The 23189-nt window shown below is 62.0% G+C and carries 22 protein-coding genes; 13 read left to right on the forward strand and 9 right to left on the reverse strand.

What is annotated here, in order from left to right; all coding sequences use genetic code 11:
- Positions 1 to 241 precede the first annotated feature (241 nt).
- The gene (locus tag NE852_RS06070; RefSeq protein WP_258156655.1) at positions 242 to 1801 is read right to left on the reverse strand and encodes a helicase HerA-like C-terminal domain-containing protein; all 1560 of its coding nucleotides are present in this window, start codon (positions 1799 to 1801) and stop codon (positions 242 to 244) included.
- A gap of 221 nt (positions 1802 to 2022) precedes the next feature.
- On the opposite strand from NE852_RS06070, the gene NE852_RS06075 reads away from it, so the two are divergent.
- The 3 genes from NE852_RS06075 to NE852_RS06085 all read left to right on the forward strand — a co-directional run bounded on the left by NE852_RS06075 (position 2023) and on the right by NE852_RS06085 (position 3470).
- Positions 2023 to 2415 (forward strand): hypothetical protein, encoded by a 393-nt coding sequence (locus NE852_RS06075; RefSeq protein ID WP_008528979.1) that lies wholly within the window; start codon positions 2023 to 2025, stop codon positions 2413 to 2415.
- A 148-nt stretch (positions 2416 to 2563) separates the two neighbouring features.
- Positions 2564 to 3019, forward strand: a complete 456-nt coding sequence (locus tag NE852_RS06080) for an NUDIX hydrolase (protein ID WP_008528978.1) — start codon at positions 2564 to 2566, stop codon at positions 3017 to 3019.
- A gap of 130 nt (positions 3020 to 3149) precedes the next feature.
- The gene (locus NE852_RS06085; protein ID WP_258156299.1) at positions 3150 to 3470 is read left to right on the forward strand and encodes a hypothetical protein; all 321 of its coding nucleotides are present in this window, start codon (positions 3150 to 3152) and stop codon (positions 3468 to 3470) included.
- A 15-nt stretch (positions 3471 to 3485) separates the two neighbouring features.
- Here NE852_RS06085 and zwf read toward each other — a convergent pair whose 3' ends face one another.
- From zwf to NE852_RS06100, 3 genes are all read right to left on the reverse strand, one after another.
- Positions 3486 to 5003: a glucose-6-phosphate dehydrogenase gene (zwf, locus tag NE852_RS06090; protein ID WP_258156300.1), complete on the reverse strand. Its 1518-nt coding sequence runs from the start codon at positions 5001 to 5003 to the stop codon at positions 3486 to 3488.
- 107 nt (positions 5004 to 5110) lie between these two features.
- Positions 5111 to 5881 carry a trans-aconitate 2-methyltransferase gene (gene tam, locus NE852_RS06095; protein ID WP_008536806.1) on the reverse strand — a complete coding sequence of 257 codons (771 nt, stop codon included), beginning with the start codon at positions 5879 to 5881 and terminating at the stop codon, positions 5111 to 5113.
- Positions 5882 to 5995: 114 nt separating this feature from the next.
- Positions 5996 to 7270 (reverse strand): hemolysin family protein, encoded by a 1275-nt coding sequence (locus tag NE852_RS06100; protein WP_258156301.1) that lies wholly within the window; start codon positions 7268 to 7270, stop codon positions 5996 to 5998.
- A 595-nt stretch (positions 7271 to 7865) separates the two neighbouring features.
- Here NE852_RS06100 and NE852_RS06105 point away from each other — a divergent pair.
- Together NE852_RS06105 and NE852_RS06110 are read left to right on the forward strand one after the other, a co-directional pair.
- Positions 7866 to 8690, forward strand: coding sequence for an oxidoreductase (locus tag NE852_RS06105; protein ID WP_258156303.1), 825 nt, complete (start codon positions 7866 to 7868; stop codon positions 8688 to 8690).
- A gap of 11 nt (positions 8691 to 8701) precedes the next feature.
- Positions 8702 to 9748: an AraC family transcriptional regulator gene (locus NE852_RS06110; protein ID WP_008528960.1), complete on the forward strand. Its 1047-nt coding sequence runs from the start codon at positions 8702 to 8704 to the stop codon at positions 9746 to 9748.
- 4 nt (positions 9749 to 9752) lie between these two features.
- Here NE852_RS06110 and NE852_RS06115 read toward each other — a convergent pair whose 3' ends face one another.
- On the reverse strand, positions 9753 to 10220 hold the full coding sequence (locus NE852_RS06115) for a cupin domain-containing protein (RefSeq protein ID WP_008528959.1): 468 nt from the start codon (positions 10218 to 10220) through the stop codon (positions 9753 to 9755).
- A 348-nt stretch (positions 10221 to 10568) separates the two neighbouring features.
- Here NE852_RS06115 and NE852_RS06120 point away from each other — a divergent pair, with 348 nt between their 5' ends.
- Positions 10569 to 11387 carry a sugar phosphate isomerase/epimerase gene (locus NE852_RS06120; RefSeq protein WP_008528958.1) on the forward strand — a complete coding sequence of 273 codons (819 nt, stop codon included), beginning with the start codon at positions 10569 to 10571 and terminating at the stop codon, positions 11385 to 11387.
- Between the two features lie 41 nt (positions 11388 to 11428).
- Here the strand turns inward: NE852_RS06120 and tet are convergent, their stop codons facing one another.
- Positions 11429 to 12607, reverse strand: coding sequence for a Tet(A)/Tet(B)/Tet(C) family tetracycline efflux MFS transporter (gene tet / locus NE852_RS06125; RefSeq protein ID WP_008528957.1), 1179 nt, complete (start codon positions 12605 to 12607; stop codon positions 11429 to 11431).
- Between the two features lie 77 nt (positions 12608 to 12684).
- Here tet and tetR point away from each other — a divergent pair, with 77 nt between their 5' ends.
- Entirely contained in the window at positions 12685 to 13296 is a 612-nt protein-coding gene (tetR, locus tag NE852_RS06130) for a tetracycline resistance transcriptional repressor TetR (protein ID WP_258156304.1), read from the forward strand.
- Between the two features lie 47 nt (positions 13297 to 13343).
- On the opposite strand, the gene NE852_RS06135 is transcribed toward tetR, so the two are convergent.
- Positions 13344 to 14384 carry a zinc-dependent alcohol dehydrogenase family protein gene (locus NE852_RS06135; protein ID WP_008528950.1) on the reverse strand — a complete coding sequence of 347 codons (1041 nt, stop codon included), beginning with the start codon at positions 14382 to 14384 and terminating at the stop codon, positions 13344 to 13346.
- Positions 14385 to 14632: 248 nt separating this feature from the next.
- Between NE852_RS06135 and NE852_RS06140 the strand changes: the two genes are divergently transcribed.
- The gene (locus tag NE852_RS06140) at positions 14633 to 15520 is read left to right on the forward strand and encodes a branched-chain amino acid aminotransferase (RefSeq protein WP_008528949.1); all 888 of its coding nucleotides are present in this window, start codon (positions 14633 to 14635) and stop codon (positions 15518 to 15520) included.
- Positions 15521 to 15618: 98 nt separating this feature from the next.
- On the opposite strand, the gene NE852_RS06145 is transcribed toward NE852_RS06140, so the two are convergent.
- The gene (locus NE852_RS06145) at positions 15619 to 16521 is read right to left on the reverse strand and encodes a LysR family transcriptional regulator (protein WP_008528948.1); all 903 of its coding nucleotides are present in this window, start codon (positions 16519 to 16521) and stop codon (positions 15619 to 15621) included.
- A 138-nt stretch (positions 16522 to 16659) separates the two neighbouring features.
- On the opposite strand from NE852_RS06145, the gene NE852_RS06150 reads away from it, so the two are divergent.
- The 4 genes from NE852_RS06150 (at position 16660) to nadE (ending at position 21752) form a co-directional block, all read left to right on the forward strand.
- Positions 16660 to 17868: an HlyD family secretion protein gene (locus NE852_RS06150; RefSeq protein ID WP_008528946.1), complete on the forward strand. Its 1209-nt coding sequence runs from the start codon at positions 16660 to 16662 to the stop codon at positions 17866 to 17868.
- Between the two features lie 92 nt (positions 17869 to 17960).
- Entirely contained in the window at positions 17961 to 19580 is a 1620-nt protein-coding gene (locus NE852_RS06155; RefSeq protein WP_008528945.1) for an MDR family MFS transporter, read from the forward strand.
- 29 nt (positions 19581 to 19609) lie between these two features.
- Positions 19610 to 20806: an adenylate/guanylate cyclase domain-containing protein gene (locus tag NE852_RS06160; protein ID WP_258156305.1), complete on the forward strand. Its 1197-nt coding sequence runs from the start codon at positions 19610 to 19612 to the stop codon at positions 20804 to 20806.
- A gap of 112 nt (positions 20807 to 20918) precedes the next feature.
- Positions 20919 to 21752, forward strand: coding sequence for an ammonia-dependent NAD(+) synthetase (gene nadE, locus NE852_RS06165; protein ID WP_008528943.1), 834 nt, complete (start codon positions 20919 to 20921; stop codon positions 21750 to 21752).
- Positions 21753 to 21764: 12 nt separating this feature from the next.
- On the opposite strand, the gene gstA is transcribed toward nadE, so the two are convergent.
- A complete protein-coding gene (gstA, locus tag NE852_RS06170) occupies positions 21765 to 22448 on the reverse strand; it encodes a glutathione transferase GstA (RefSeq protein ID WP_008528942.1) in 684 nt (227 codons plus the stop codon).
- A gap of 116 nt (positions 22449 to 22564) precedes the next feature.
- Here gstA and NE852_RS06175 point away from each other — a divergent pair, with 116 nt between their 5' ends.
- The gene (locus NE852_RS06175) at positions 22565 to 23185 is read left to right on the forward strand and encodes a TetR/AcrR family transcriptional regulator (protein ID WP_008528941.1); all 621 of its coding nucleotides are present in this window, start codon (positions 22565 to 22567) and stop codon (positions 23183 to 23185) included.
- The last annotated feature ends 4 nt before the right edge of the window (positions 23186 to 23189 follow it).

The raw sequence follows: 23189 nt of genomic DNA on the forward strand, positions 1-23189 counted from the left end.
CCGCCCGCCGCAGCTTCGCAGTTATATGGTCTGCTTCACGTAAATTTCCGGATCAAAATCAACGTGCCTCGCCTTTCCGTCAGGCGTTTTCAAGACAAGCTCGACTGCGCCGCCAAGCGAGCGCATGTACGGCGCGTAACGCCTTCCATTCAGTGCTCATTCGTCTTCTCCTTCAGCCAAGTGCCAAGCTCCGACGGAAGATGGTGGCCCGAAGGATCGGATGAGCGCACGGTATATCGGGTTACCGCTTCAAGCTTCCCAATATTCCGCGCACCAGCGCCCGGCCGACCTGTGTTGCCACCGTGCGCGCCACGCTCTTCATCGCCGCTTCGACCACCGTTTCGCGTTGGTAGCCGGAAGCCCGGCCGCGCTGGCCGCGGCCCTGATTGTCGTCATTGCCGCCGCCGAAGCCCGGCAGGCTCCAGCCTGAGGTCGTGCTGCCCTGCTGCTGTCCGGCGTCTTCCTCGGCCCGCTTGGCGGCATCGGCATCCGCCGCCTTCTTCGCCCGCGCTGCCAGGATTTCGAAGGCGGATTCGCGATCGACGTCGTCGTCATAGACGCCGAGGACCGGGCTCTTGTCCATGACCTGTTGGCGCTCGGCATCCGTCAGGGGGCCGACGCGGCCGGACGGCGGTCGGATCAGAGTGCGTTCGACGATTGAGGGGGCACCCTTGGCTTCCAGCGTCGAAACTAGCGCTTCGCCGGTGCCGAGATTGGTGATGACGGTGGCGCAATCGAAGGCCGGGTTCGGGCGGAAAGTATCGGCGGCCGTCTTCACCGCCTTCTGTTCACGCGGCGAATAGGCGCGCAAGGCATGCTGAGCACGGTTGCCGAGCTGAGCGAGCACCGTTTCCGGCACGTCGAGCGGGTTCTGCGTGACGAAATAGACACCGACACCCTTGGAGCGGATCAGCCGCACCACCTGCTCGACGCGTTCGGTCAGTACCTTCGGCGCATCGTTGAAGAGCAGATGTGCTTCGTCGAAGAAGAAAACGAGCTTCGGCTTATCAGGGTCGCCCACTTCGGGCAATTCCTCGAAGAGTTCCGAGAGCAGCCAGAGCAGGAACGTGGCGTAGAGGCGCGGGTTCATCATCAGCTTGTCGGCGGCAAGTACCGAGATCTGGCCGTAGCCGTTATTGCTCGTGCGCATGATGTCGGAGATCTTCAGCGCCGGCTCGCCGAAGAAATGCTCGGCGCCCTGCTGTTCGAGAACGAGCATCGCCCGCTGGATCGAGCCGACCGAAGCCTTGGAGATCAGCCCGAACTGGCTGGAAAGTTCGGTGGCGTTCTCGCCCATATAGTTCAGCAGCGATGTGAAATCCTTGAGGTCGAGCAGCGGCAACCCGGCCTGATCGGCAATCTTGAAGGCGATGTTGATGACGCCTTCCTGTGGCTCGGAGGCGTCCATCAGGCGCGCAAGCAGCAGTGGTCCCATTTCGGCGACGGTGGTGCGTACCCGGTGGCCCTTGTCGCCGAACAGATCCCAGAAGATGACGGGAAACTGGTCGAATTCGTAGTCGGTGAAGCCGATCTGTTCGGCGCGCTTGGTCAGGAAGTCTTTTGGCTCGCCCTTGGCGGCGATGCCGGAAAGATCGCCCTTGATGTCGGCTGCGAAAACCGGGACGCCGGCGCGCGAAAAACCTTCGGCCAGTACCTGCAGGGTCACCGTCTTGCCGGTGCCGGTGGCGCCGGTAACGAGGCCGTGACGGTTGCCGAATTTCAGGTCGAGATATTCCGGCTTATTGATGCTGTCATCGGGATTGCGGCTTGCGCCGATGAAAATCTTACCGTCCTCAAGCATCGGAATGTCTCCCTTCGGGCCTGCTGCCATTTGTGTCGAAGGCATGGTTTTTCCCGCCTTCATCGAACCATCGTTTCCCTGTTATAAGCAGGGAGGCGGATACGAACAACTGGTTGCATTGAAAGCGAAACCGGACAATGTGCCGGCCGGAGATGGCCGCTTGAGTTGCGGCCGAATTTCCATTAACGTTGACGTTAACGTCAAAAAATAGGAGGCTGACGATGAATGAAATTGTGACCCAGATCGCCGATCGCGTGGGTATCTCTCCTGAGCTCGCCGAAAAGGCGCTCGGCATGATGCTCGGCTTCCTTCAGCGCGAGGCCGCTGACGGACCGGTCGCCCGGATGATCGAGGCGATCCCCGGCGGCGCCGATCTCGTCGCCCAGTTCAATGGCGCGGGCGCCAGCGGCGGTGGCCTGCTCGGCGGGCTGATGAGCTCGCTCGGCGGCGGCGGCATCATGGGGCTCGGCCAGCAACTGATGGGCGAAGGTCTCGGCATGGGCGAGATCACCTCGCTTGCCAAGGAGACCATTGCGATTGCCAAGCAATATGCCGGTGACGAAGTCGTCGACGAGGTCGTGGGCTCCGTACCGGGACTCAGCCAGTTCGTCTGAGCGATGATGGTACGAAAGAGCCTCGCGGCATCCGCTGCGAGGCTCTTTCTATTTTGCAGGTCTGCATGCGCGCACGAGTGCTCTTCTCGTCGCCTGTCCTTGCACACCATGCCGATCGAATAGCCACTATCCGGAGAAGGAGAGCCGCATGGCCGTTTGGCGTCCGCCGCAGCAGATCAGGGTGAAAGTGATCGGTCTTGCGTGGAGGGAGGACCGGCTGCTCGCCGCGGAAGTGGAGGATGACAGCGGCCGTATAAAGGGCGTTCGCCCGCTCGGCGGCTCGATCGAATTTGGCGAGAGCCGCGAGGAGGCGCTTCACCGCGAAATCAGGGAGGAACTGGGGACGGAGATCCGCATCGTCGGCTCCTGGCACCTTCTTGAAAATATCTTCGAGCATCATGGCGCCATCGGCCACGAATTCATCTTCGCCGCCGATATCGAACTGGCCGATACAGCGCTCTACGAACGTGGCGAAATCCGCTATTCCGAGCTCGACGAGACAACGGCGACCGCGCGTTGGTTCGGCCGCGACATGCTGCGCGACGCCGGCATCGAACTCTACCCGACCGGCCTCGAAAACGTACTGTCGCGCTGGCGTGGCTGAGCTGGAAACGTGCGGTTCGCAAGGCCTATATGCCAATCGCCAAACTTTGATCGTCCGTCCCGCTGAAGGGGAACAAGGAAGATCGAATTGCTGTTATCATCGCATCGTTGAAACCGGAAGGAACAGCATCATGCGCAGGTTTATTGCAGCAACGTCGATCGCTCTCCTCAGCCTCTCAGCCCCGGTCCTCGCTCAGTCCAACATGGGCATGGATGCCAGCGGCCGTATCGACGGCTCACCGCCGCTCGGCACCGCGCCGGGGGACGAACCGCAAAGCGGGCTGACAATCCCGCTCGACTCGATAGAAACCGGCAGCGTCGATAATGGACCGGCGAGCCGTCCGGTCGACTGGGCGCGCTGCCCGCCGCGTAAAGTCCGCGGGGCTGTTGCCACAGAAGGCGGCAATAGCGGCGCCTCCGTCAGCGCCGCATGTCGTGACCGAAACCGATAGTGTTGGGGGAGGGCGTTATTTGCCGTTCTTCGCAGCCTCATGCAACACAACGCCGAGTTCATGCCACTGCCGCCCGTCGCGCTCGATGAGTTCGGCGGCGCACGTCGGTCCCATGCTGCCCGGCGCGTAAGCTTCGGGCGTGCTCGGGTCCTTTGCCCAGATATCGAGGAAGGGCTGCACTGCCGCCCAGCCGGCCTCGATGCCGTCGGCGCGCTGGAACAGCGTCTGGTCGCCGATGAAGAGATCGTAGAGCAGCGATTCATAACCGGTCGTCTTGCTGATATCGAACTTGTCGGCATAGCGGAAATCGAGCGCCACCGGCACGGTATCGACCGAAAGTCCCGGCGATTTGATGGAGATTTCCATGCTCATGCCCTCGTCCGGCTGCACCTGGATGACCAGCCGGTTCGGCGGCAGGCGGCGATTGACTTCGGTCTCGCGAAACTGCGCAAAGGGCACCGGCTGGAAGGTGATGACGATCTCGGTATCGCGTGCCGTCAGCGCTTTGCCGGTCCTGAGATAGAAGGGAACGCCGGCCCAGCGCCACGTATCGGCATAGAGCTTCAGCGCGACGAAGGTTTCGGTCCTGCTGTCCGGTGAAATGTCCTTGCTGTCGCGATAGGCCGGAAGGTCGACGTCGTTGAGCGGGCCTGCGGCGTAAGCGCCGCGTACGCCATGTGTTTTGGCTTCCTCGGGCGTATAGATGCGCAGCGCCTTCAGCACTTTGCTCTTCTCGTTACGGATCGCTTCGGCGTCGAAGCTGTTAGGCGGCTCCATGGCGATCATGGCCAGCAGCTGGAAGAGGTGGTTAGGCACCATGTCGCGCAGGGCGCCTGTTGCATCGTAGAATTTGCCGCGGCTGCCGACATCGACGATCTCGGCGGCGGTAATCTGGACATGATCGATGTAGCGGTTGTTCCACAACGACTCGATGATCATATTGGCGAAACGCGCCGTCATCAGGTTCTGCACCGTCTCCTTGCCGAGGAAATGATCGAGCCGGTAGACTTGGCTCTCTTCGACCTGGGCGAGAATCTGGGCGTTAAGAGCCTGTGCCGAGGCGAGATCGGTACCGAACGGCTTCTCGATGGCGACGCGGCGGAAGGCGCCGCCGCTTTCATCGGTCAGCCCATGGGCGGCAAGCTTCTCGACGATCGTGCCGAAGAAGGATGGCGGCACCGCGAGATAGAAAGCCGCATTGGCATTCGGTTCCAGCCGCTTGCCGATCTCGATGAAAATATCGTCCTTGGTGAAATCTCCCGATGTGTAGGAAATCCGCCGGCGCAGGCTTTTCCAGGCTTCGTCCTTCACCATCTCTTCTTCGCCATGCAGATGGCTCAGGAACTCGTCGAGCCGCCCGCGCAGGAACTCGTCGTCACCCGGCTCGATGCCGATGCCGAGAATGTGGAGATCTGCGCCAACGAGGCGCTCACGCGTGAGGTTGATGATCGCCGGCACCAGCAGGCGGCGCGTCAGGTCGCCCGTGGCGCCGAAGATGACGAGAGTGACCGGAGGAGTGGGGGCAGCGTCCATGTGTGTCGTCTCCCTTGATTTTCCGCCCGACTATAATCAGTGCCGGTTTTGCCGCAAGCACCATGCCGGCGAGGGATAACAGACGTTTGACACCGTCCGGGGCGGCTTTATCCCTTTACCGCGACCATGAAAATCCTCGGAAATCTGAGCAGCACCCGCCCGTCCGAGAGCTTGGGATAGGCCCTTTCCACACGTTCGAGATAATCCGCCAGAAACGCCTCGCGATGCTCCTCACCGGCATGGGCGAGATAGGGCATCAGCCCGGTTCCCTTCACCCATTCGACGATATCAGCCGCATCCGCCATCGGGTGATTGTAAATGGTGTGCCAGATATCGACGCGCGAGGATTTGGCGATCAGCCTGTCGTAATAGGCGGATGGCGCCGGCAGCGCCTTGCGGCGCACGCTTTTCGCCTCGAAGGCAGCCTTCCACGGACCGGCATGAGCGGTCTCCTCCATCGCCAGATGCGAGGGTTCGCCGAGATTGTCGGGCATCTGTACGGCGAGCACGCCGCCCGGCGAAAGCCCGTCCATCAGCCGGCCGAAAATGTCGAGATGATCGGGCAGCCATTGGAAAACGGCATTGGCAAAGAGCAGGTCGGCCGGTTCCGTCGGATGCCAGCTGGCAAGATCTCCCTCGATGAAAGCCGTGCCGGGAAGCCGCTTACGCGCCGCCTCCAGCATGTTCTTGTCGCTGTCGAGGCCGCAGACGCCGTCGGCCCCGTAGCGGTCGATGATGAGCTCGGTCGAATTGCCCGGCCCGCAGCCGAGGTCAACAGCGTGGCGAAGACTTTGCAGCGGCACTTGGGCCAGAAGATCGCGCGCCGGTCTTGTGCGCTCATCCTCGAATTTCACATACTGGCTTGCGGACCATGCCATGGCGGTCACTCCTGCGGTCAAGCCACATCTTTCATGTGGCGGATGCGATCTTGTCGATGTTGCGGCCGTCGCCTTGTAGGCCACGTCGCTGGAAACGAAGGCGCCCGCCGACTTTCAATCAGCAGACACAAGTATTTTGTCGACGCGCCTCCCGTCGAGGTCGATGACTTCGAAGCGCCATCCATCTCTCGTGAAGCTCTCACCCAATTCCGGCAGATGTTTCAACTCTTCCAGCACCAGGCCGGCCACGGTCTGATATTCCAGATCGTCATCGAGCTTGAGATTGAGGAACTCGGCGAATTCGTCAATCGGCGTCCAGCCGGAGACCAGGTACGAACCGTCGTCTCGACGAGCGATGGCCTGCTCGTCGACAGGTCCCTCCTGGAGAGCCCCCATGATCGCTTCCAAAATGTCGCCCGACGAAACAATCCCTTCGAAATGACCGTACTCGTCGAAAACCAGCACCATGTGGACTGGCGATTTCCGGATCGCTTCAATCACATTGATGGCGGTTGAAAGATCTGAAACCACCGGCACGTCTTGCGTCAGCGCCTTGATGTCGGCACTGCCGCGTTCGGACATCGAGTCGTAGAAGTCTTTGACCGGAAGGATGCCGATCACCTCGTCCGAGCTGCCTTTGCGAACGGGCAGTCGAGACCGTTTCGTCCGGTGCAGTTGAGTTCGAATTTCATCAAGACTGTCGTCGATATCGATAATTTCGACGTCTCGCCGGGGCGTCATGAGCGCTCGGGCGGTGCGATCCGCCAGCCGCATGACGCCTGATATCATCGCGGACTCTTCGCTTTCGATCACGCCAGCCGATTGCGCCTCGGCGAGAACGGTTTTGATCTCTTCGTCGGAGACGTTGTCGCCACCTTTTCCCGTCTGGCCCAGGAGTTTCAGAACAAGATTTCCGGAGGCGTTCAGAAGCCATACGAGTGGCAGCGCAATTTTCGAAAGGACCGCCATAGCCGGCGCGACCCTTGCCGCAACCGCTTCGGGTTCTCTCAGTGCGATCTGCTTGGGAACAAGTTCGCCGACGATCAAGGAGAGATATGTGATTGCCACGACGACCGAACCGACGCCGATAGCGTCAGCGGCCGTCGATGACATCCCCTGAGCTTCCAGCCATCCGGTCAGGCGGCCCCCAAGCGTGGCCCCTGAGAAAGCGCCGGAGAGGACGCCGACCAGCGTGATGCCGATCTGCACCGTGGAGAGAAAACGGCCGGGGTTTTCGGCAAGCTTGATCGCTTGCGCTGCACCCTTGCTTCCATTGTCGGAGAGAACCTTTAGGCGAGCTGTCCGAGAAGACACAACGGCCAGCTCCGACATGGCGAGCACACCATTCAGGATGGTGAGAAGCGCCACAATTCCAATTTCCAGAAACACAGGAACCCTATTCGTTGAGGTTGTAATGCCGCATGCATCAGGCGAAGCGGCGAGGCGCGGTCGTCGCCATGAAGGACCGCTCCTCTGAAGTGGAAGTCATATGCCGTAGATAAGAGAGAGCCGGCAATGCCAGGCCCGTTATCGGCAAAGCCCTGAGGACCGGCCTTTTCTGCGCGAGCCGCAACAGGCGCGAAGCGAGGCGGACATCGTCACGCCGTCTACAGTGGCCGCCCGAATCTTCAGCCGGGAGATCCCGGCTCGAACGGGCGGAACTGGTACTGGATGGGTCGCTGTCGGGCATGGCGCAATTTTGGCGGTGAAACGCTTCCGGCGCAAGAGGCACCGGGCGAAAATCCTTATAGCGTCTTGATGTGACAGTTTCGACAACGGCCGCAGCGCCGCGTTCTGGTTGAAGATCTTGGACGACTTTATTGCGTTTATGCAACGATAGACATGCATGGCCCCCAGGCGGCAAGTGTTGCCCCATGAAGGGATGAGGGCATATTGGCGTATTATGCAAGTGCATTGGCATCCCTCGTCAGTGATCGAGCGCCGAACCGGCCTTAAGATCATCTCATAACAAGGAGAGGTCGACATGATTGACAAGAAAACCGCGCTCGTCACGGGCGCATCCTCGGGAATGGGCAAGGCGATCGCCAAGCGCCTGCTCGCCGATGGCTACAGGGTCTACGTCGCCGCACGCCAGGTCGAGAAGATGGAAGAGCTTGCCCGGCTGGGCGCCACGCCCTTGCGGATGGACATATCGAAGGAAGAGGAGATCAAAGCCGCGGTCGAAACCATTCTCGCGCAAGTCGGCGCTGTCGACGTGCTCGTCAACAATGCCGGTTTCGGGCTCTACGGCCCGGTCGAGGAGATCGATATCGACGAAGCCCGCTATCAGTTCGAGGTGAACATGTTCGGCCTTGCGCGGCTGACGCAGCTTCTGCTTCCGGCGATGCGGGAGAAAGGTGCTGGCACGATCGTCAACATCACCTCCATGGGCGGCAAGATTTACACGCTGCTCGGCGCTTGGTACCACGCCACCAAACATGCGCTTGAAGGCTGGTCGGATTGCCTGCGGCTGGAGGTTGCTCCGTTCGGTATCCGGGTCGTGATCGTTGAACCGGGCCTGATCGAGACGGGATTTGGCGATGTCGTTGCCGACGGGCTGCTCAAGCGTTCGGGGAGGGGTCCCTATGCCAAGGTGACTCAGGCGGTCGCCAGGTCGACGCGTGCTGCTTATGGCAAGGGCAGCGGCACCGATCCCGGCGTCATCGCCAATATCGTTTCCAAGGCGGTCAAGGCGAAGAGGCCGCGCACGCGCTACGTCGCCGGCAAATATGCCAAGCCGATGATCATGATCCGCAAATGGTTCGGGGACCATATCTTCGACCGCGTGATCATGAGCCAGATGCGATAGGGGAGGCAGCCATGAGTGGAGCGCCGGCAGACAGGTGCAAGATACCACGAGCTTTCTGGCTTGCGGTCGCAGATGTCGGTGTGCCTCCCGCAGCACTGCTGCGCCAGGCGCGCCTGCCGGCAACACTGCATCTGAATGGCCAGGGTCTGGTGAGCACGGCGCAGTTCTTTGCCCTGTGGCGGGCGCTGGAAGAGCTGACGGCGGATCCGGGCCTCGGGATCAAACTGGTTGAATCGGCGGAAACTGCCGTGCACCCGCCCTCGAGCCTCGCGGCCTTCCATGCCCGCGACTATCGTGACGGCCTGTCCCGGCTAGCCCGGTTCAAACGGCTTTGTACCCCCGAGCAACTGCACTTTTCCGAGCAGGGCGGGGAATGCGCGATCAAGGTCGAGTGGCTTTACGCTGCCGAACCTGAGCCGGCAATCGCTGTGGATGTCGACTTTGCCACGCTGGTCGAACTCGGCCGACGCGGTACGGGACAGCGGCTGACGCCGGTTCGCGTCGAATTCCAGCGCGCCGATCCGCAGAGCGAAGCGCATCGGTCCTATTTCGGATGCCCCATCCTATATGGGCAATCCCGCAACGCGCTGATCCTCAAATCCGCTGACCTCGATCGGCCCTTTCCCGGGCACAATCCGGAACTGCTCGAACTTCTCACGCCCGCCCTTGCCTCAGCGCTTGGCGAAATCCGGGCGCGCAATTCGATCCGGGAGCAGGTCAAGATCGTTCTGAAGAGAAGCCTGGCGAGCGGCCGGCCGGAACTGTCCGACGTGGCTTTCGACCTGGGCATGAGCGAGCGCACGCTGCAACGCCGGATCACAGATGAGGGCTCGACCTTCCGCGAGTTGCTCGTCGAGGCGCGTCAGGAATTGGGAAGGCAGTTGCTCTCGGATTCCTCAGCCGGGATTGACGAGGTGGCGTGCCTGCTCGGCTACCAGGATACAACCTCCTTCTATCGCGCTTTCCGCGATTGGGAAGGGGTGACGCCCAACCAGTGGCGGGAGCGCTATGTACAGGACGTCGGAACCCGTCCGGCCCCCGACGTCTCGGTTCATTAGACCGTCATGCCGCGAGGATGGTGATCCCATAGGCGTTGGCCGCTGCCGTCATCCGGGCGATGGTCTCAGTCGAAGGGCTGGTCTTGGGTGGCTCGGTTGCGCCTTCCGCTTCGATGAACTCGGCCATTTCTAGATCGACGACCGCGGAAAAGACTGCGGGCGAGGTGCCGCGGTTGGCATAACCATGCACCATGAAAGGCGGGATAGTGACGATGTCGCCGGCGCTGGCCTCGATCTCTTCGGGACCGTTGTCGGTCAGGCGCCAGATCGTCAGGCTTCCCTCGAGAATGCGGAACACCTCAGGGCTCGCATGCGCATGTTTCGGCGTACGGCTGCCCGATGGTACGGTGACGTCGAAAATATTCAGCCAGGTTCCGCTGATCCGGAGCCGTCGCTCGACCCGGTCGCCGAGCACGAAAAAGCGCTTCGCCTCTTCGCCGCCATGCATTTTCACAAATGAGTTGGACATCATGTCTCTTTCTTCTTCTTGCGGGCTTTTCTTACAGGCCCTTTCTTGCGGGCGGAGCCGTTAGGCCTTTGCGCCGCCTTTGGCAACCACCCTTTGTCAGGGCACCGTCGGCAAATGCCTCCGGCACGGGATAAAGGCCCAAGAGGCCGTCGGGGCTGATATCGGTGCGGCTAACTGTTTTCGCAAGTCCGCCAATACAGCGCCGGGTGCGTAGAAATGCCCCAGGGCAGTAGGTCTCGAAGAGCTGCCGGCCTGTAATACCGTCGACATAGAAGGGGCGCATAGAACGCGGCGGCTGTCCTTGCCCGTTCTCCCATGCCGTCCCGGCATTCACATAGATGGAGCATATCCATGTCTTCTCTTCCCGTCGTCGGCGCCGCCATGACGCTCGATGAAGTCGAGCTTCACCGCGACTGGCTTTTCGAAAAGTCCCGCGATCTCGAATTGCAGAGCTTCGTCGATGCCGACATCCTGAACGGCGATTGGGCGCCGCTTGCTGCCCGCGCCAGGCGGCTTCTCGACGGTCACGGCGGCCGGCTCGGCATTCACGGCCCGTTCTGGGGTTTCACCATCGCCTCGCAAGATCCCGATATCCGCACGGTCGTCGTCAGGCGCCTGCTGCAGGGCCTCGATGTCTGCGCCGCCATTGGCGCGACGCATATGGTCATCCACAGCCCCTACACCTCCTGGTCCTATAACAATCTCGACAACAATGACGGCGCTCGCGAAGAGTTGGTCGAACGCACGCATCTGACGCTCCGCGAAGCCGTTAGGCGCGCCGAGGATATCGGCTGCACCATGGTCATCGAGAATATTGAGGACAAGGATCCGCATATCCGTGTGGCGCTTGCCGAGAGCTTTAATTCGCCTGCTGTTGCCGTCTCGGTCGATACCGGCCACGCTCACTATGCCCACGGTTATACCGGCGCTCCGCCGGTCGATTATTACGTCAAGGCGGCCGGCAACCGTTTGCAGCATGTCCATCTTCAGGATGCCGACGGATATGCCGACCGCCATTGGAGTCTCGGCGAAGGTTCGATCCACTGGCACGCCGTTTTTGCGGCCCTTGGCAGGCTCGAAAGCAATCCGCGCCTCATCATCGAGATCAAGGACAAGTCGAAGATCCCGGCTTCCGCCGAATACCTGGCCTCGATCGGCGTCGCACAGTAACGTTCGGATCGGCGGCGGGATGATGTCTCGCCGCTACAGGATCAGGCTGGGACACTCCTCCGCCGGCGCGTGAAGGCGACCGGCAGGCAGAGCGCGTAGAAGGCCGCGCCCAGCACCCAGACAAGCCCAGGGAAAAAATCGCGTGATGCGAAATAGACCGTGCTGATCGCGAGCGGGCCGATGATCGAGGCAAGGCTCGCCATGCTCGCGAGCAGCCCCTGCGCCCGTCCCTGATGATCGCCATCGACACGTGCTGTCACCAGTGACTGCAGGGCGGGGACGCCGATCCCGCCGAGGCAGAAGAGCGGCATCAGCAGGAACGCCATCCACCCCTCCGTCACCAATGCGATGATGATATAGGCAGCGCTGTCGGCGATGATGCCGATCAGCAGGGTTCGATGCTCGCCCCATCGCTCGCTGATCGGCCCGGCGATGAAGGCCTGGATGACCGCATGGAAGAAGCCGAAGGCGGCGAGCGAGATGCCGACCATCATCGGCGGCCAGGAGAATTTGTCCTGTCCGTAGAGAACCCAGATCGTGCCGCCGACCTCACCGACAAGTGCGAGGATGAAATAAGCGCCGGCAAGCGGCAGCAGCAGGCGATAGCCCATGAGCCAGCGAAAGTGCGCAAGTGGTGAAAACTCCTGTTTCTCGGTCGTAGCGCCGCTGTTGCGCGTTTCCGGCAGGAGCAGCAGCGCCATGAGCAGGTTGGCTGCGTTGAGGACGGCAGCGGCGATGAAGGGAAGCCGCACGGAAAACTCGCCAAGCACGCCTCCGATTGCCGGCCCGGCGATGAAGCCGATGCCGAAGCAGGCGCTGAGTTGGCCGAAGCGGCGCGTGCGCTCCGCATCATCGGTCATGTCGGTGACGCAGGCAGCGGCCACCGCGTTGCTCGCGCCGGTGACGCCGGCAATCGCCCGGCCGATGAACAACAGCCAGAGCGATGGAGCGGCAGCCATGAACACGTAATCGACGGCCGCACCGGCAAGCGACAGCATCAGCACCGGTTTGCGGCCGAACCGATCCGAAAGCGCTCCGAGCACCGGCGAGAAGATGAACTGCATCAGCGCATAGAGCGCCAGGAAAGCGCCGAACCGCCATCCGAGATCGTCGGTATGACCGACGTCCTCCAGCAGTCGCGGAAAGATCGGCAGGGTCAGCCCAATGCCGGCTGCATCCAGGATGACGGTGGCATAGACGACGGTAAGTGCTTTTTTCATGGGATCATCACAAAATTTATCACTGATAAGTTCCTTATCGTTGATAAATTGAGATGGCAACAGGGAATTCGAAAACGATGAAAGTGGACCGAGCGCAAATCCTCGACGAAGCGTTGAAACTTCTGAACGAGGTGGGTATCGACGCGCTTTCGACGCGGATGCTTGCCGAGCGCCTCAACGTGCGTCAGCCGGCGCTTTATTGGCACTTCAAGAGCAAGCGGGCGCTGATCGAAGCCATGGCCGAGGAGATCATGGCGCGCGGCCACACCCATAATTGGCCGGCCTCGGCGGATGGCTGGCGGGAATTCATGCTAGACAACGCTCGCAGTTTCCGCCGGACGCTGTTGAGCTATCGCGACGGCGGCCGGGTGCATGCCGGCACGGAAACCGATCCGCAGGGCCTCGCCAATATCGAAGCCCATGTCGCAATCCTCGTCGACGCCGGCATGGAAGCCGAATTCGCAATGGAACTGCTGATTGCAGTCGAACGCTATACGGTCGGCTGTGTTATCGCGGAGCAGGCCGAGCCGCCGCCGGAGCAGGACAAACTCGATGCGGCCGCAGCCGATTTCCCGCTGACGCACCGGGCGCTCGCGCATTATCGCAGCCACGGCCACGAAGGCTTCTTCGAAGCCGGGCTGCAGATGATGATCGATGGCGCAGCGCAGCAGCTGGCACAGCGCGCCTGAACTTGGCCCATAGGCAGGCGCCCCGGCGCGAGCCACCGCGCCTGCGACTAGAACTGCGTGATGACGCTGATGCCGGTCCCCTCGGCCTTGTCGAGCGCCATCAGCGCCGGCACGGCCTCCTCGAGGCTGATGCGCCGTCCGATCAGCTTCTGCGGCGCGATCTTGCCGGCTGAGAGCATCGAGAGCATGGCGTCGTAGCGCCAGGCCTGCATGCCATGGCTGCCGTAGATCTCGAGTTCGTGGCCGATCACTTGCGCCATTGGAATCTGAGGAGTGGCCTGTTCGCCGAGCATCAATCCCACCTGCACGTGCCGCCCGCGCCGGCGAAGGTTCTTGATCGAGTTGAAGCAGGTGACGGGATGGCCGAGCGCGTCGATCGAGACATGCGCGCCGCCCTTGGTGATTTCGCGCACAGCTTCCGCGACGTCTGCGACGCCGGAGGCATTGACCGTCGCCACTGCGCCGCAACTCCGCGCGAAGGCGAGCTTCTCCTCCGAAATGTCGATGCCGATCGCATTGGCGCCGAGCGCCGTTGCGATCATGATCGCCGACAGGCCGACACCGCCGCAGCCGTGCACGGCGATCCATTCGCCCGGCCTTGTGCGCGCCTGATCGGCGACGGCGCGAAACGAGGTGGCGAAGCGGCAGCCGAGGCTTGCCGCTGTCGCATCGTCGATCGTATCGGGCAGGTGCACCAGATTGGTGTCGGCATAATCGATCGCCACATATTCGGCGAAGGAGCCCCAATGGGTAAAGCCCGGCTGGAACTGGTTCGGGCAGACCTGCTGGTTGCCGGAATGGCACGTCTCGCAATGGCCGCAGCCGGAAACGAAGGGCACGGTCACCCGGTCGCCGACCTTGAAACGCATCACGCCGCGGCCGGTGGCGACGATCCGCCCGGCAAGCTCGTGTCCCGGCACGTGCGGCAGCCGGATATCGGGGTCGTGCCCCATCCAGCCGTGCCAGTCGCTTCGGCAGAGCCCACTTGCGCCGACCGATATGACGACACCGTCTTCGGTTGGCGTCGGATCGGGCAGGGTGCGAATCTCGGGAGCCGTTTCAAAGGCTTCGTAGAACATGGCTTTCATCGGCGTCTTCCCTTGCTGCCTATCCGAGAGTCCGCGCATGATGACATGCGGCAGACAGCGGTTCCAATATTTCATTCTATCACTTTTGCTGATGAACCCATCGCTTCACCGCTTGCTGCCGCGCACGAATATTGCGGCCTGGCCCTGTCCTCCGGCATTTTCTTGCTTCCGCATTTTAGGCCTGGATTTGTCCTTGACCCGGCTTGCCGCCGGGGTTTTTGCTCTTCCGGCTTCGAAGGGAGGGCAAAATGGCCGTCAACACATCACCGCGCTCAACCACCTGGACCCACGTCGATGGAGAATGGCTTCCGGGCAATCCGCCGCTGATCGGGCCGACCTCGCATGCCATGTGGCTCGGCTCGTCGGTCTTTGACGGCGCCCGCTGGTTCGATGGCGTAGCACCCGATCTCGACCTCCACTGCCAGCGGATCAATCGCTCGGCGCTTGCCATGGGCCTGAAGCCAGTGAAGACTGCCGAGGAGATCGCAGCACTCGCTTGGGAGGGCGTTGAGAAATTCGACGGCGCGACGGCGATCTATATCAAGCCGATGTATTGGGGCGAGCATGGTTCGCCCGGCAGCGTCGTCGCCGTCGATGCGGAATCGACCCGCTTTGCGCTCTGCCTGTTCGAGGCGCCGATGGGCAGCCATGGCGGCACCAGCCTCACCGTCTCGCCCTATCGCCGCCCGTCGCCGGAAACCGCGATGACCGAGGCGAAGACCGGCTCGCTCTATCCGAACAGCGGACGGATGATCGCCGAGGCCCGCAGCCGCGGTTTCGACAATGCGCTGGTGCGTGATTTGAACGGCAATGTCGTCGAGACCGCCTCCTCGAACGTCTTCCTGGTGCGTGACGGTGTGGTGATGACGCCGGCCGCCAACCGCACCTTCCTTGCCGGCATCACCCGCGCCCGCGTCATCGGCTTGCTACGTAAGGCCGGTTTCGATGTCGCGGAAGCAACGCTTTCCGTCGAGGATTTCATGCAAGCCGATGAGATCTTCACCACCGGCAACTATTCCAAAGTCGTCGGCGTCACCCGCCTCGACGGCCGCGATTTCCAGGAGGGCCCGGTCACCCGCAAGGCACTGGAGCTCTACATGGATTGGGCCTATGGGCGGAGCGAGAGTGAAGAGTGAGGGTGAGGAGCGGTTCGGCGCAGCCGAAGCAATCGGTCCAGTGAATCGATTGCAGCGACGAACGCCCGGAGCGCAAGCGTAGGGCCGGGCGGTCCCCCTCACGTCATCCACTTCCGATGCTCGGCAAATCGCTCTACCAGCAGATCGATGAACAGCCTCACCTTCGTCGGCAGGTGGCTGCGGTTGGGGTAGACCGCGTTGATGCTGAACTCCACCGGCCTGTAGTCCGGCATGATCTTCACCAGCCGCCCTTCGGCGATGTCGTCGAACACCACAAAGCTCGGCGCCAGGAACAGGCCGCGTCCGCTCTGCGTCAGAGCGCGCAGCATTTCGGCATTGTTGGAGACGATATTGCCGGTGATCTTGACACTCTCCTGCCTGCCTTCGCCATCCTCAAAGCGCCATTCATCGCCGTAGGGGTAATAGGCATATTGCAGGCAGTTGTGATCGGCGATCTCGGCCGGCGCCTTCGGGATGAGATGGCTGTCGCGATAGGCCGGTGAGCAGACGAGCATATGGCGCCAGGGCGTCAGTTTGCGCACGACGAGCGACGAATCCGGCGGCGGCACGGTGCGGATCACCAGATCATAGCCATCCTCGATCATGTCGACCATGCGCTCACCGACGCTGAAATCGAGTGAGATCGACGGATAAAGCTCCATATATTCGCCGACGACGGGCAGCAGGAAACGCACGAGGGCCCCGCTGGCATAGATCTTCAACGTGCCGCGCGGCGTGGTGCTGAGTGCCCCGGCCGTCCTGTCCGCCTCTTCGAGTTCGGCAAGGATCTGCGACGAGCGTTCATAGTAATATTTGCCGGTTTCGGTGAGGCTGACCTTGCGTGTCGTGCGGTTCAGCAGCCGCACGCCGAGCCGGTCCTCCAGCGATTGCACATGATTGCCGACCATGGTGACGGACATGTTGAGCCGGCGCGCAGCGGCGGAAAAACCGCCGCATTCCACCACGCGGCCAAAGACTGTGAGGCTTGTCAGTCGATCCATATTGCCCTCGGATTATCCGCTCAGGGTTGATGATCCTTCCCGATATAAGCAGATTATCAAAATGAATGGCAGGGCGCATTTTCCTATCCATCGAATACGGCCTCGTCGAACCGAGGCGGAGGACGAAGGAAGAGAACGATGGTTGAGTTGCCCCGCAAGGAAGTTTTCGACAATGTCAGGCAGCCGGATGCGGCGCCCGTCGCCGAAGCCCCTGTTAACGAAGCGCCTATGGTCGAAGCACAGCTCGCGAAAGCACCCAAAAGGACCGGCCGCCGGATCATCAAGCGCACCGTCCTTGCAGCTGTCCTGCTTGCCGGTGTCGCCTTCGCAGGTGATTTCGGCTACCGTTACTGGACGGTCGGCCGCTTCATCGAATCCACCGATGATGCCTATGTGAAGGCCGATTACACCACCGTTGCCCCGAAGGTCGCCGGCTATATCAAGGAAGTGCTCGTCAACGACAACGACGCGGTCAAGGCCGGGCAGGTTCTCGCCCGTATCGATGACCGCGATTTCCAGGCAGCGCTTGCGCAGGCGAGGGCCGATCTGAAGGCGGCAGAGGCCGCCATCGGCAATATCGACGCCCAGATCGCCCTGCAGCAGTCGGTCATCGCGCAGGCCAAGGCGACGATCGATGCCTCGCAGGCGTCGCTGGACTTTGCTGTCTCCGACGCCGCGCGCTCGGCTCGCCTCATCACCAACGGCGCGGGCACACAGTCCCGTGCCGAACAGAGCCAGTCGGCCCGTGACCAGGCAACTGCGGCCGTCGCGCGCGATCGGGCCGCTCTTGTCGCAGCGGAGAACAAGGTACCGGTTCTTCAGACCCAGCGCGAGCAGACCGTTGCCCAGCGTGACCGCGCTGCCTCCGCTGCTCACCAGGCAGAGCTCAATCTCTCCTATACCGATATTGTGGCCGCGGTCGACGGCACGGTCGGCGCCCGTTCGATCCGCGTCGGCCAGTACGTCACGTCGGGCACGCAGCTTATGGCTGTCGTGCCGCTGCATGCGGTCTACGTCGTTGCCAATTTCAAGGAAACGCAGCTGACCTACGTCCGCCCCGGTCAGCCGGTAGAGATCAAGGTCGACAGTTTTCCTGACAAGGCGATCAAGGGCCATGTCGACAGTGTCTCGCCGGCAAGTGGCCTGGAATTCTCGCTGCTTCCGCCAGATAATGCCACCGGCAACTTCACCAAGATCGTCCAGCGCATTCCGGTCAAGATCGTCATCGATGACGAGGTTCTGAGCGGCCTCCTGCGCTCGGGCATGTCGGTCGAGCCCAAGATCGATACCAAGGCTGTTCAGGCCTCCAGGACAGCCGAAGAGGGATTATCCAGCCACGCTGGATGATCCTGCCCCTCTTTCCCGAACGATCCCCCGATCGTTCCAGCGCCCGAACCCCGTCATGAGAAAGTTTCCGCAGAGCCGGAAGGAGATAGGTCATGGCCACTCTTCAGATCGCCGCAAACAGCAATTCGCCCTCGCGCGCTGCGGCAGCAGCGCCTGCCAAGCCTGCCGCCATCAGCCCGCTGCGCATGTGGTCGGCCGTCGTCGGCTCCACGCTCGGCGCCTTCATGGCCGTCCTCAACATCCAGATCGTCAATGCCTCGCTGGCCGATATCCAGGGCGCGATCGGGGCCGGCACGGATGACGGCGGATGGATCTCGACCTCCTATCTGATCGCTGAGATCGTCGTCATTCCCTTGAGCGGCTGGCTGGCGCGTGTCTTCTCGGTCCGCACCTACCTGCTGGCCAATGCCATCCTCTTCCTGATCTTCTCCGTCGCCTGCGCTTTTGCGGCGAACCTCCAGCAGATGATCATTCTGCGCGCCATTCAGGGCTTTTCCGGCGGCGTGCTGATCCCGATGGCCTTCACCATCATCATCACGCTTCTGCCCAAACCCAAGCAGCCGATCGGCCTTGCTCTCTTTGCCCTTTCGGCCACCTTCGCCCCGGCCATCGGCCCGACGATCGGCGGCTATCTCACCGAGAATTGGGGCTGGGAATATATCTTCTACGTCAACCTCGTGCCCGGCGCATTGATGGTCGGCATGCTCTGGGCCTCGCTCGACCGTGCGCCGATGAACCTGAAACTGCTCGCCAAGGGCGACTGGCCTGGCATCATCACCATGGCGATCGGCCTGGCAGCTCTGCAGACCGTGCTGGAAGAGGGCAACAAGGAAGACTGGTTCGGGTCCGACTTCATCGTCCGGTTGTCCGTCATCGCCGCCGTTTCGCTGACGCTGTTTCTGATCATCGAGCTGAAGACGGCCCATCCGCTTCTGAACCTGCGGCTGCTGGTGCGGCGCAATTTCGGCTTCGGTATCGTCGCGAATTTCCTGCTCGGCATTGCGCTCTACGGCTCGGTCTTCGTGCTGCCGATCTATCTCACCCGCATCCAGGGCTATAATTCCGAGCAGATCGGCATGGTTCTCGCATGGACCGGCATCCCGCAACTGCTGCTGATCCCGCTGGTGCCTCGCCTGATGAAGCGTTTCGACGTGCGCCTGCTGATCATCGCCGGCTTTGCGCTTTTCGCCGCGTCGAACTTCATGAACGTGCACATGACCGGCGACTATGCGAGCGACCAGCTCTTCTGGCCGAACATCGTGCGTGCCATCGGTCAGGCACTCGTCTTCACGCCCCTGTCTGCGATCGCCACGGCAGGCATCGAGCAGGAGAATGCCGGTTCGGCGTCCGCCCTTTTCAACATGATGCGCAATCTTGGAGGCGCGGTCGGCATCGCTTCGCTGCAGACCTTCCTGTCGAAGCGCGAGCAGTTCCATTCGAACATTCTGACGAAGTCCGTCTCCGTCTTCGAGGAGGCCACCCGCGATCGCATCGCCAGGCTGACGGCCTACTTCATGAGCCACGGCGTCAGCGACCAGGCGCTCGCCAGCCACAAGGCTGTCGTCGCCATCGCGCTGAAAGTCCGTAAGCAGGCCAATATCATGGCCTTCAGCGATACGTTCTTTTTGCTGGGCGTCGCCCTCATCATCGCCCTGATGGCAACCCTGCTTCTGAAGAAACCTGGGCAACTTTCCGGCGGTGGCGCTCACTAGCACGCCGTCTCCCTCAAGGAGGAGAAGCCATGATATCAGCGATCTATGCTCCCGATGCCGAAAGGCAGATCAAGACCAGTGCCGCGAGCACCGGCGCGTTGCTCTCCATCATCGAATGGCTTTCCGGCGACGAATGCCATTCGCTCGACGAAGCCGGCCTCGTCTCTGGCCTCGGCCGCAAGCTTCAGGCGCTGGGCCTCCCGGTCGACCGGCTCACCCTGCATCTGATGACACTGCATCCCGAGTTTATCGGCCGCACGATCGCCTGGGCGCCGGGCGAGCCCGTCGAGATCCACGATCGTGAACATGGCGCGCGGCTCGCCATCGCCAATACGCCGCTGCGCAAGGTCATGGAAAGCCGCGAACAACTGGTCGTCGGCCCTGGCGAAAGCATGCACGGCCGCTGGCAGCATATCGATGTCTTCGCCGATCGGGGCCTTATGCAGCTTATCATGGCGCCGCTCTGCAATATCGACGGTCCCGTCGGCGTCGCCGTCTTCGGCACCAGGCGGCCGGCAGGCTTCACCGCCTCGGAGCGCCAGGTGATCGAACGCATCCTGCCGGCGCTGCGCAACACCAGCGAACTGCGCACTTTGCGCCAGGCCGAGCTCAGCCTGCTCGACATCTATATTGGTCCGCTGACGGCAAGCCGCATCCTGGCCGGTCGCATCCGCCGGGGCGAAATCGAATCGATGGAGGCAGCGCTACTGCTTTGCGATCTGCGCGGCTTTACCGAACTGTCGAACCGGCTGCCCGGCAGCACCGTGCTTGGGCTGCTGAACGCCTATTTCGACAGGATCGTACCGGCCATCACCCGCGAAGGCGGTGAGGTGCTGAAATTCATGGGCGACGCCGTGCTCGCCTTCTTCCCGGGCTATGATGCGGACCACTCCTGCGGCGCCGCTCTTGCATCCGCCCGCGCCATCCTCGATGAGATCGACCGGTTCCAATATGACGGCATCGGGGTGAAGGCCGGCATCGCCCTACATTATGGCGAGGTCAGCTACGGCAATGTCGGTTCCGGCCGCCGGCTCGACTTCACCTTGATCGGCGGCGACGTCAATCTGGTCAGTCGCATCCAGAGCGCTTGCAGCGAGTTGGGCGAGGCCTTGCTGATGTCGAAGCCGTTCCGCGAGGAGGCCGGGGCAGGGGACGTCATATCGGTCGGCCCGCACGCCCTGAAAGGTTTTACGGATCCGGTGGAGCTCTTCACGATCGTGCGGTAGGGAGGTGGTGCCGCGCCCTGATCAAGTGCAGGGCCACTGTTCGAAACGGCCTTGCCTTCCGCTATGCTCTCACCGCGGTACCCGAAAATTCACAGCGGCGAGGAAGATGCCAATGACGATACTGTCCGACGAACAAGGCGAGATCATCCGTGAACTGGGCGTTGCCGTCGAGATCGATCCCGAACACGAGATCGAACGCCGCACCGCCTTCCTCAAGGATTATCTCGTCGCCTCGGGGATGCGCGGTTACGTGCTCGGCATCAGCGGCGGCGTCGATTCGCTGACCGCGGCCCTGCTTGCCCAGAAGGCCGTGCGCGAACTGCGTGATAACGGCCATGCCGCCGAATTCATCGCCATGCGCCTTCCCTATGGTGTTCAGGCGGATGAGGCTGATGCGAACCGGGCGCTGGAAACGATCGGCGCCGACCGCTCGATGGTGGTCAATATCAAGACGGCGGCGGATGCGATGCTTGCCGCCGCCCAGACCGGCGGTCTTGCCTTTGCCGATGCCGGGCGCCGGGATTTCATCCTCGGCAACATCAAGGCCCGCCAGCGCATGATCGCCCAGTTTGCGCTTGCAGGCGCGCTCGGCAGCCTCGTCATCGGCACCGATCATGCGGCCGAGGCGGTGATGGGTTTCTTCACCAAGTTCGGCGATGGCGCAGCCGATATCCTGCCGCTCGCCGGCCTCAACAAGCGCCGCGTCCGGCTGCTGGCAAAAAGGCTTGGCGCGCCTGAAGAGCTGGTCTTCAAGGTGCCGACCGCCGATCTCGAGGATCAGCGCCCTCTGCGTCCCGACGAGGAGGCCTACGGCGTGACCTATGACGAGATCGACGATTTCCTCGAAGGCAAGCCGGTCGGCGAGATCTCCCGCCGCCGGATATTGGCAGCCTATCGGGCGACCGCGCACAAACGCGCCCTGCCGGTGGCCGTCAGCGCGCTCTGACGATCGTCGGTGTTACGGTCGCACCGGTTCGCCCGTCCGTCCGGCCGAGGCGAGATAGGCCTGCGGGGCGAAATAGACGCCATCGGCATCGAAGGCCTGGAGGTCTTCCGCCTGCAATGCCTCGCGCACCTTCGGACGTGCCGCCACGCGGGCCATGAAGCCGTGGAGCGCCGGCCATTGTTTGAGATCGATGTCGGTCCAGGGCGACCAATTCAGGCAGACGAAGAGGTAGGCGTCCGCCACCGTGAAGGCATCGCCGGTGAGATAGGGTCCGGCCAGACGACCGTTCAGCCACGCGAGCCGTTTCGATATCAGCGTGCGTATCTCCTCGTGCACGGCGGCATAGATCGGGTTGAAGAGCAGCACCATCGGCTTGTGCAGTTCGGCGGTGATGAAATTGAGATAGGATTGGATCTCGTTGCGGCGCAGATCGCCGACCGCAGGCAGCATGGCTCCCCCATGAGGAACGCTGTCGGCGAGGAACTGCACGATTGCCGGCCCCTCGGTCAGTACCTTGCCGTCGTCGAGCATCAGCGCCGGGACATAGCCGTTGCCGTTGATGGCGAGGTAATCCTCGCCTTTGCTCGTCCTGTGGGTTTGCCGGTCGACCTGGATGAGCTCGATATCAAGCCCGAGTTCCCGGCAGATGATGTGCGGCGAAAGCGAGCAGGCCGCAGCGTGCATATAGAGTTTCATCGTGGATTCCCCTGTCTGGTAAGGCGGTCGATGTCGATCGCAATAGCGTTTGAACATTTGTACTGTTTCGCATAAAATGACTCTCGTCAAGAATTTAATGCGAAACGGTACAAAATATGAAGGATGAGAAGAAGCGCGGCCGCCCGAGGGCCTTCGACGCCAAAGCTGCACTCGGCAAGGCGCGGGATGTCTTTTGGGACAAAGGGTTTGCCGCCGCCTCGCTCGACAATCTGAGCGCGGCGACCAACCTCAACCGCCCCAGCCTCTACGGCGCCTTCGGCGACAAGGAAGATCTCTATCTCGATACGCTGGAAGGGTATCGCCAAGATGGCATGGACGTGCTGACCGAGGCACTCGATCCGTCACTACAGCTTCGCGACAATATCGCCCGCGTCTATGCCGGGGCGTTGGAAATCTATTTGCACGGCGAAACCGCCGCCCGCGGCTGTTTTCTGATCGGCACGGCCACGGCCGAGGCAATCCAGCATGAGCGCGTCCGCGAAGTGCTCGGCCGCAGCCTCAGCGATTTCGACGGCGAGATCGAAAAGCGCATGCGCCTTGCTGTGGAAAGAGGCGAGCTTCCCGAGGGCGCCGATCCGCAAATGCTTGCAAGGCTTGCCTCCGCCGTCATGCATTCGCTCGCCGTCCGCGCCCGCGCCGGCGACAGCCGCGAGGTACTGGAAGCGATCGCCCGTTCGGGCGTCGAGCTGATCTGCGGCAGCGCCAGCCGCCTCTAGCAAC

Source organism: Rhizobium sp. Pop5 (assembly GCF_024721175.1).
Taxonomy (GTDB): Bacteria; Pseudomonadota; Alphaproteobacteria; order Rhizobiales; family Rhizobiaceae; genus Rhizobium.

What these genes read in the sequence shown, in the direction of transcription:
- NE852_RS06070 (WP_258156655.1), bottom strand. Translation starts at nt 1,801, where the DNA reads ATGCTTGAGGACGGTAAGATTTTCATCGGCGCAAGCCGCAATCCCGAT.
- NE852_RS06075 (WP_008528979.1), top strand. Translation starts at nt 2,023, where the DNA reads ATGAATGAAATTGTGACCCAGATCGCCGATCGCGTGGGTATCTCTCCT.
- NE852_RS06080 (WP_008528978.1), top strand. Translation starts at nt 2,564, where the DNA reads ATGGCCGTTTGGCGTCCGCCGCAGCAGATCAGGGTGAAAGTGATCGGT.
- NE852_RS06085 (WP_258156299.1), top strand. Translation starts at nt 3,150, where the DNA reads ATGCGCAGGTTTATTGCAGCAACGTCGATCGCTCTCCTCAGCCTCTCA.
- zwf (WP_258156300.1), bottom strand. Translation starts at nt 5,003, where the DNA reads ATGGACGCTGCCCCCACTCCTCCGGTCACTCTCGTCATCTTCGGCGCC.
- tam (WP_008536806.1), bottom strand. Translation starts at nt 5,881, where the DNA reads ATGGCATGGTCCGCAAGCCAGTATGTGAAATTCGAGGATGAGCGCACA.
- NE852_RS06105 (WP_258156303.1), top strand. Translation starts at nt 7,866, where the DNA reads ATGATTGACAAGAAAACCGCGCTCGTCACGGGCGCATCCTCGGGAATG.
- NE852_RS06110 (WP_008528960.1), top strand. Translation starts at nt 8,702, where the DNA reads ATGAGTGGAGCGCCGGCAGACAGGTGCAAGATACCACGAGCTTTCTGG.
- NE852_RS06115 (WP_008528959.1), bottom strand. Translation starts at nt 10,220, where the DNA reads ATGATGTCCAACTCATTTGTGAAAATGCATGGCGGCGAAGAGGCGAAG.
- NE852_RS06120 (WP_008528958.1), top strand. Translation starts at nt 10,569, where the DNA reads ATGTCTTCTCTTCCCGTCGTCGGCGCCGCCATGACGCTCGATGAAGTC.
- tet (WP_008528957.1), bottom strand. Translation starts at nt 12,607, where the DNA reads ATGAAAAAAGCACTTACCGTCGTCTATGCCACCGTCATCCTGGATGCA.
- tetR (WP_258156304.1), top strand. Translation starts at nt 12,685, where the DNA reads ATGAAAGTGGACCGAGCGCAAATCCTCGACGAAGCGTTGAAACTTCTG.
- NE852_RS06135 (WP_008528950.1), bottom strand. Translation starts at nt 14,384, where the DNA reads ATGAAAGCCATGTTCTACGAAGCCTTTGAAACGGCTCCCGAGATTCGC.
- NE852_RS06140 (WP_008528949.1), top strand. Translation starts at nt 14,633, where the DNA reads ATGGCCGTCAACACATCACCGCGCTCAACCACCTGGACCCACGTCGAT.
- NE852_RS06145 (WP_008528948.1), bottom strand. Translation starts at nt 16,521, where the DNA reads ATGGATCGACTGACAAGCCTCACAGTCTTTGGCCGCGTGGTGGAATGC.
- NE852_RS06150 (WP_008528946.1), top strand. Translation starts at nt 16,660, where the DNA reads ATGGTTGAGTTGCCCCGCAAGGAAGTTTTCGACAATGTCAGGCAGCCG.
- NE852_RS06155 (WP_008528945.1), top strand. Translation starts at nt 17,961, where the DNA reads ATGGCCACTCTTCAGATCGCCGCAAACAGCAATTCGCCCTCGCGCGCT.
- NE852_RS06160 (WP_258156305.1), top strand. Translation starts at nt 19,610, where the DNA reads ATGATATCAGCGATCTATGCTCCCGATGCCGAAAGGCAGATCAAGACC.
- nadE (WP_008528943.1), top strand. Translation starts at nt 20,919, where the DNA reads ATGACGATACTGTCCGACGAACAAGGCGAGATCATCCGTGAACTGGGC.
- gstA (WP_008528942.1), bottom strand. Translation starts at nt 22,448, where the DNA reads ATGAAACTCTATATGCACGCTGCGGCCTGCTCGCTTTCGCCGCACATC.
- NE852_RS06175 (WP_008528941.1), top strand. Translation starts at nt 22,565, where the DNA reads ATGAAGGATGAGAAGAAGCGCGGCCGCCCGAGGGCCTTCGACGCCAAA.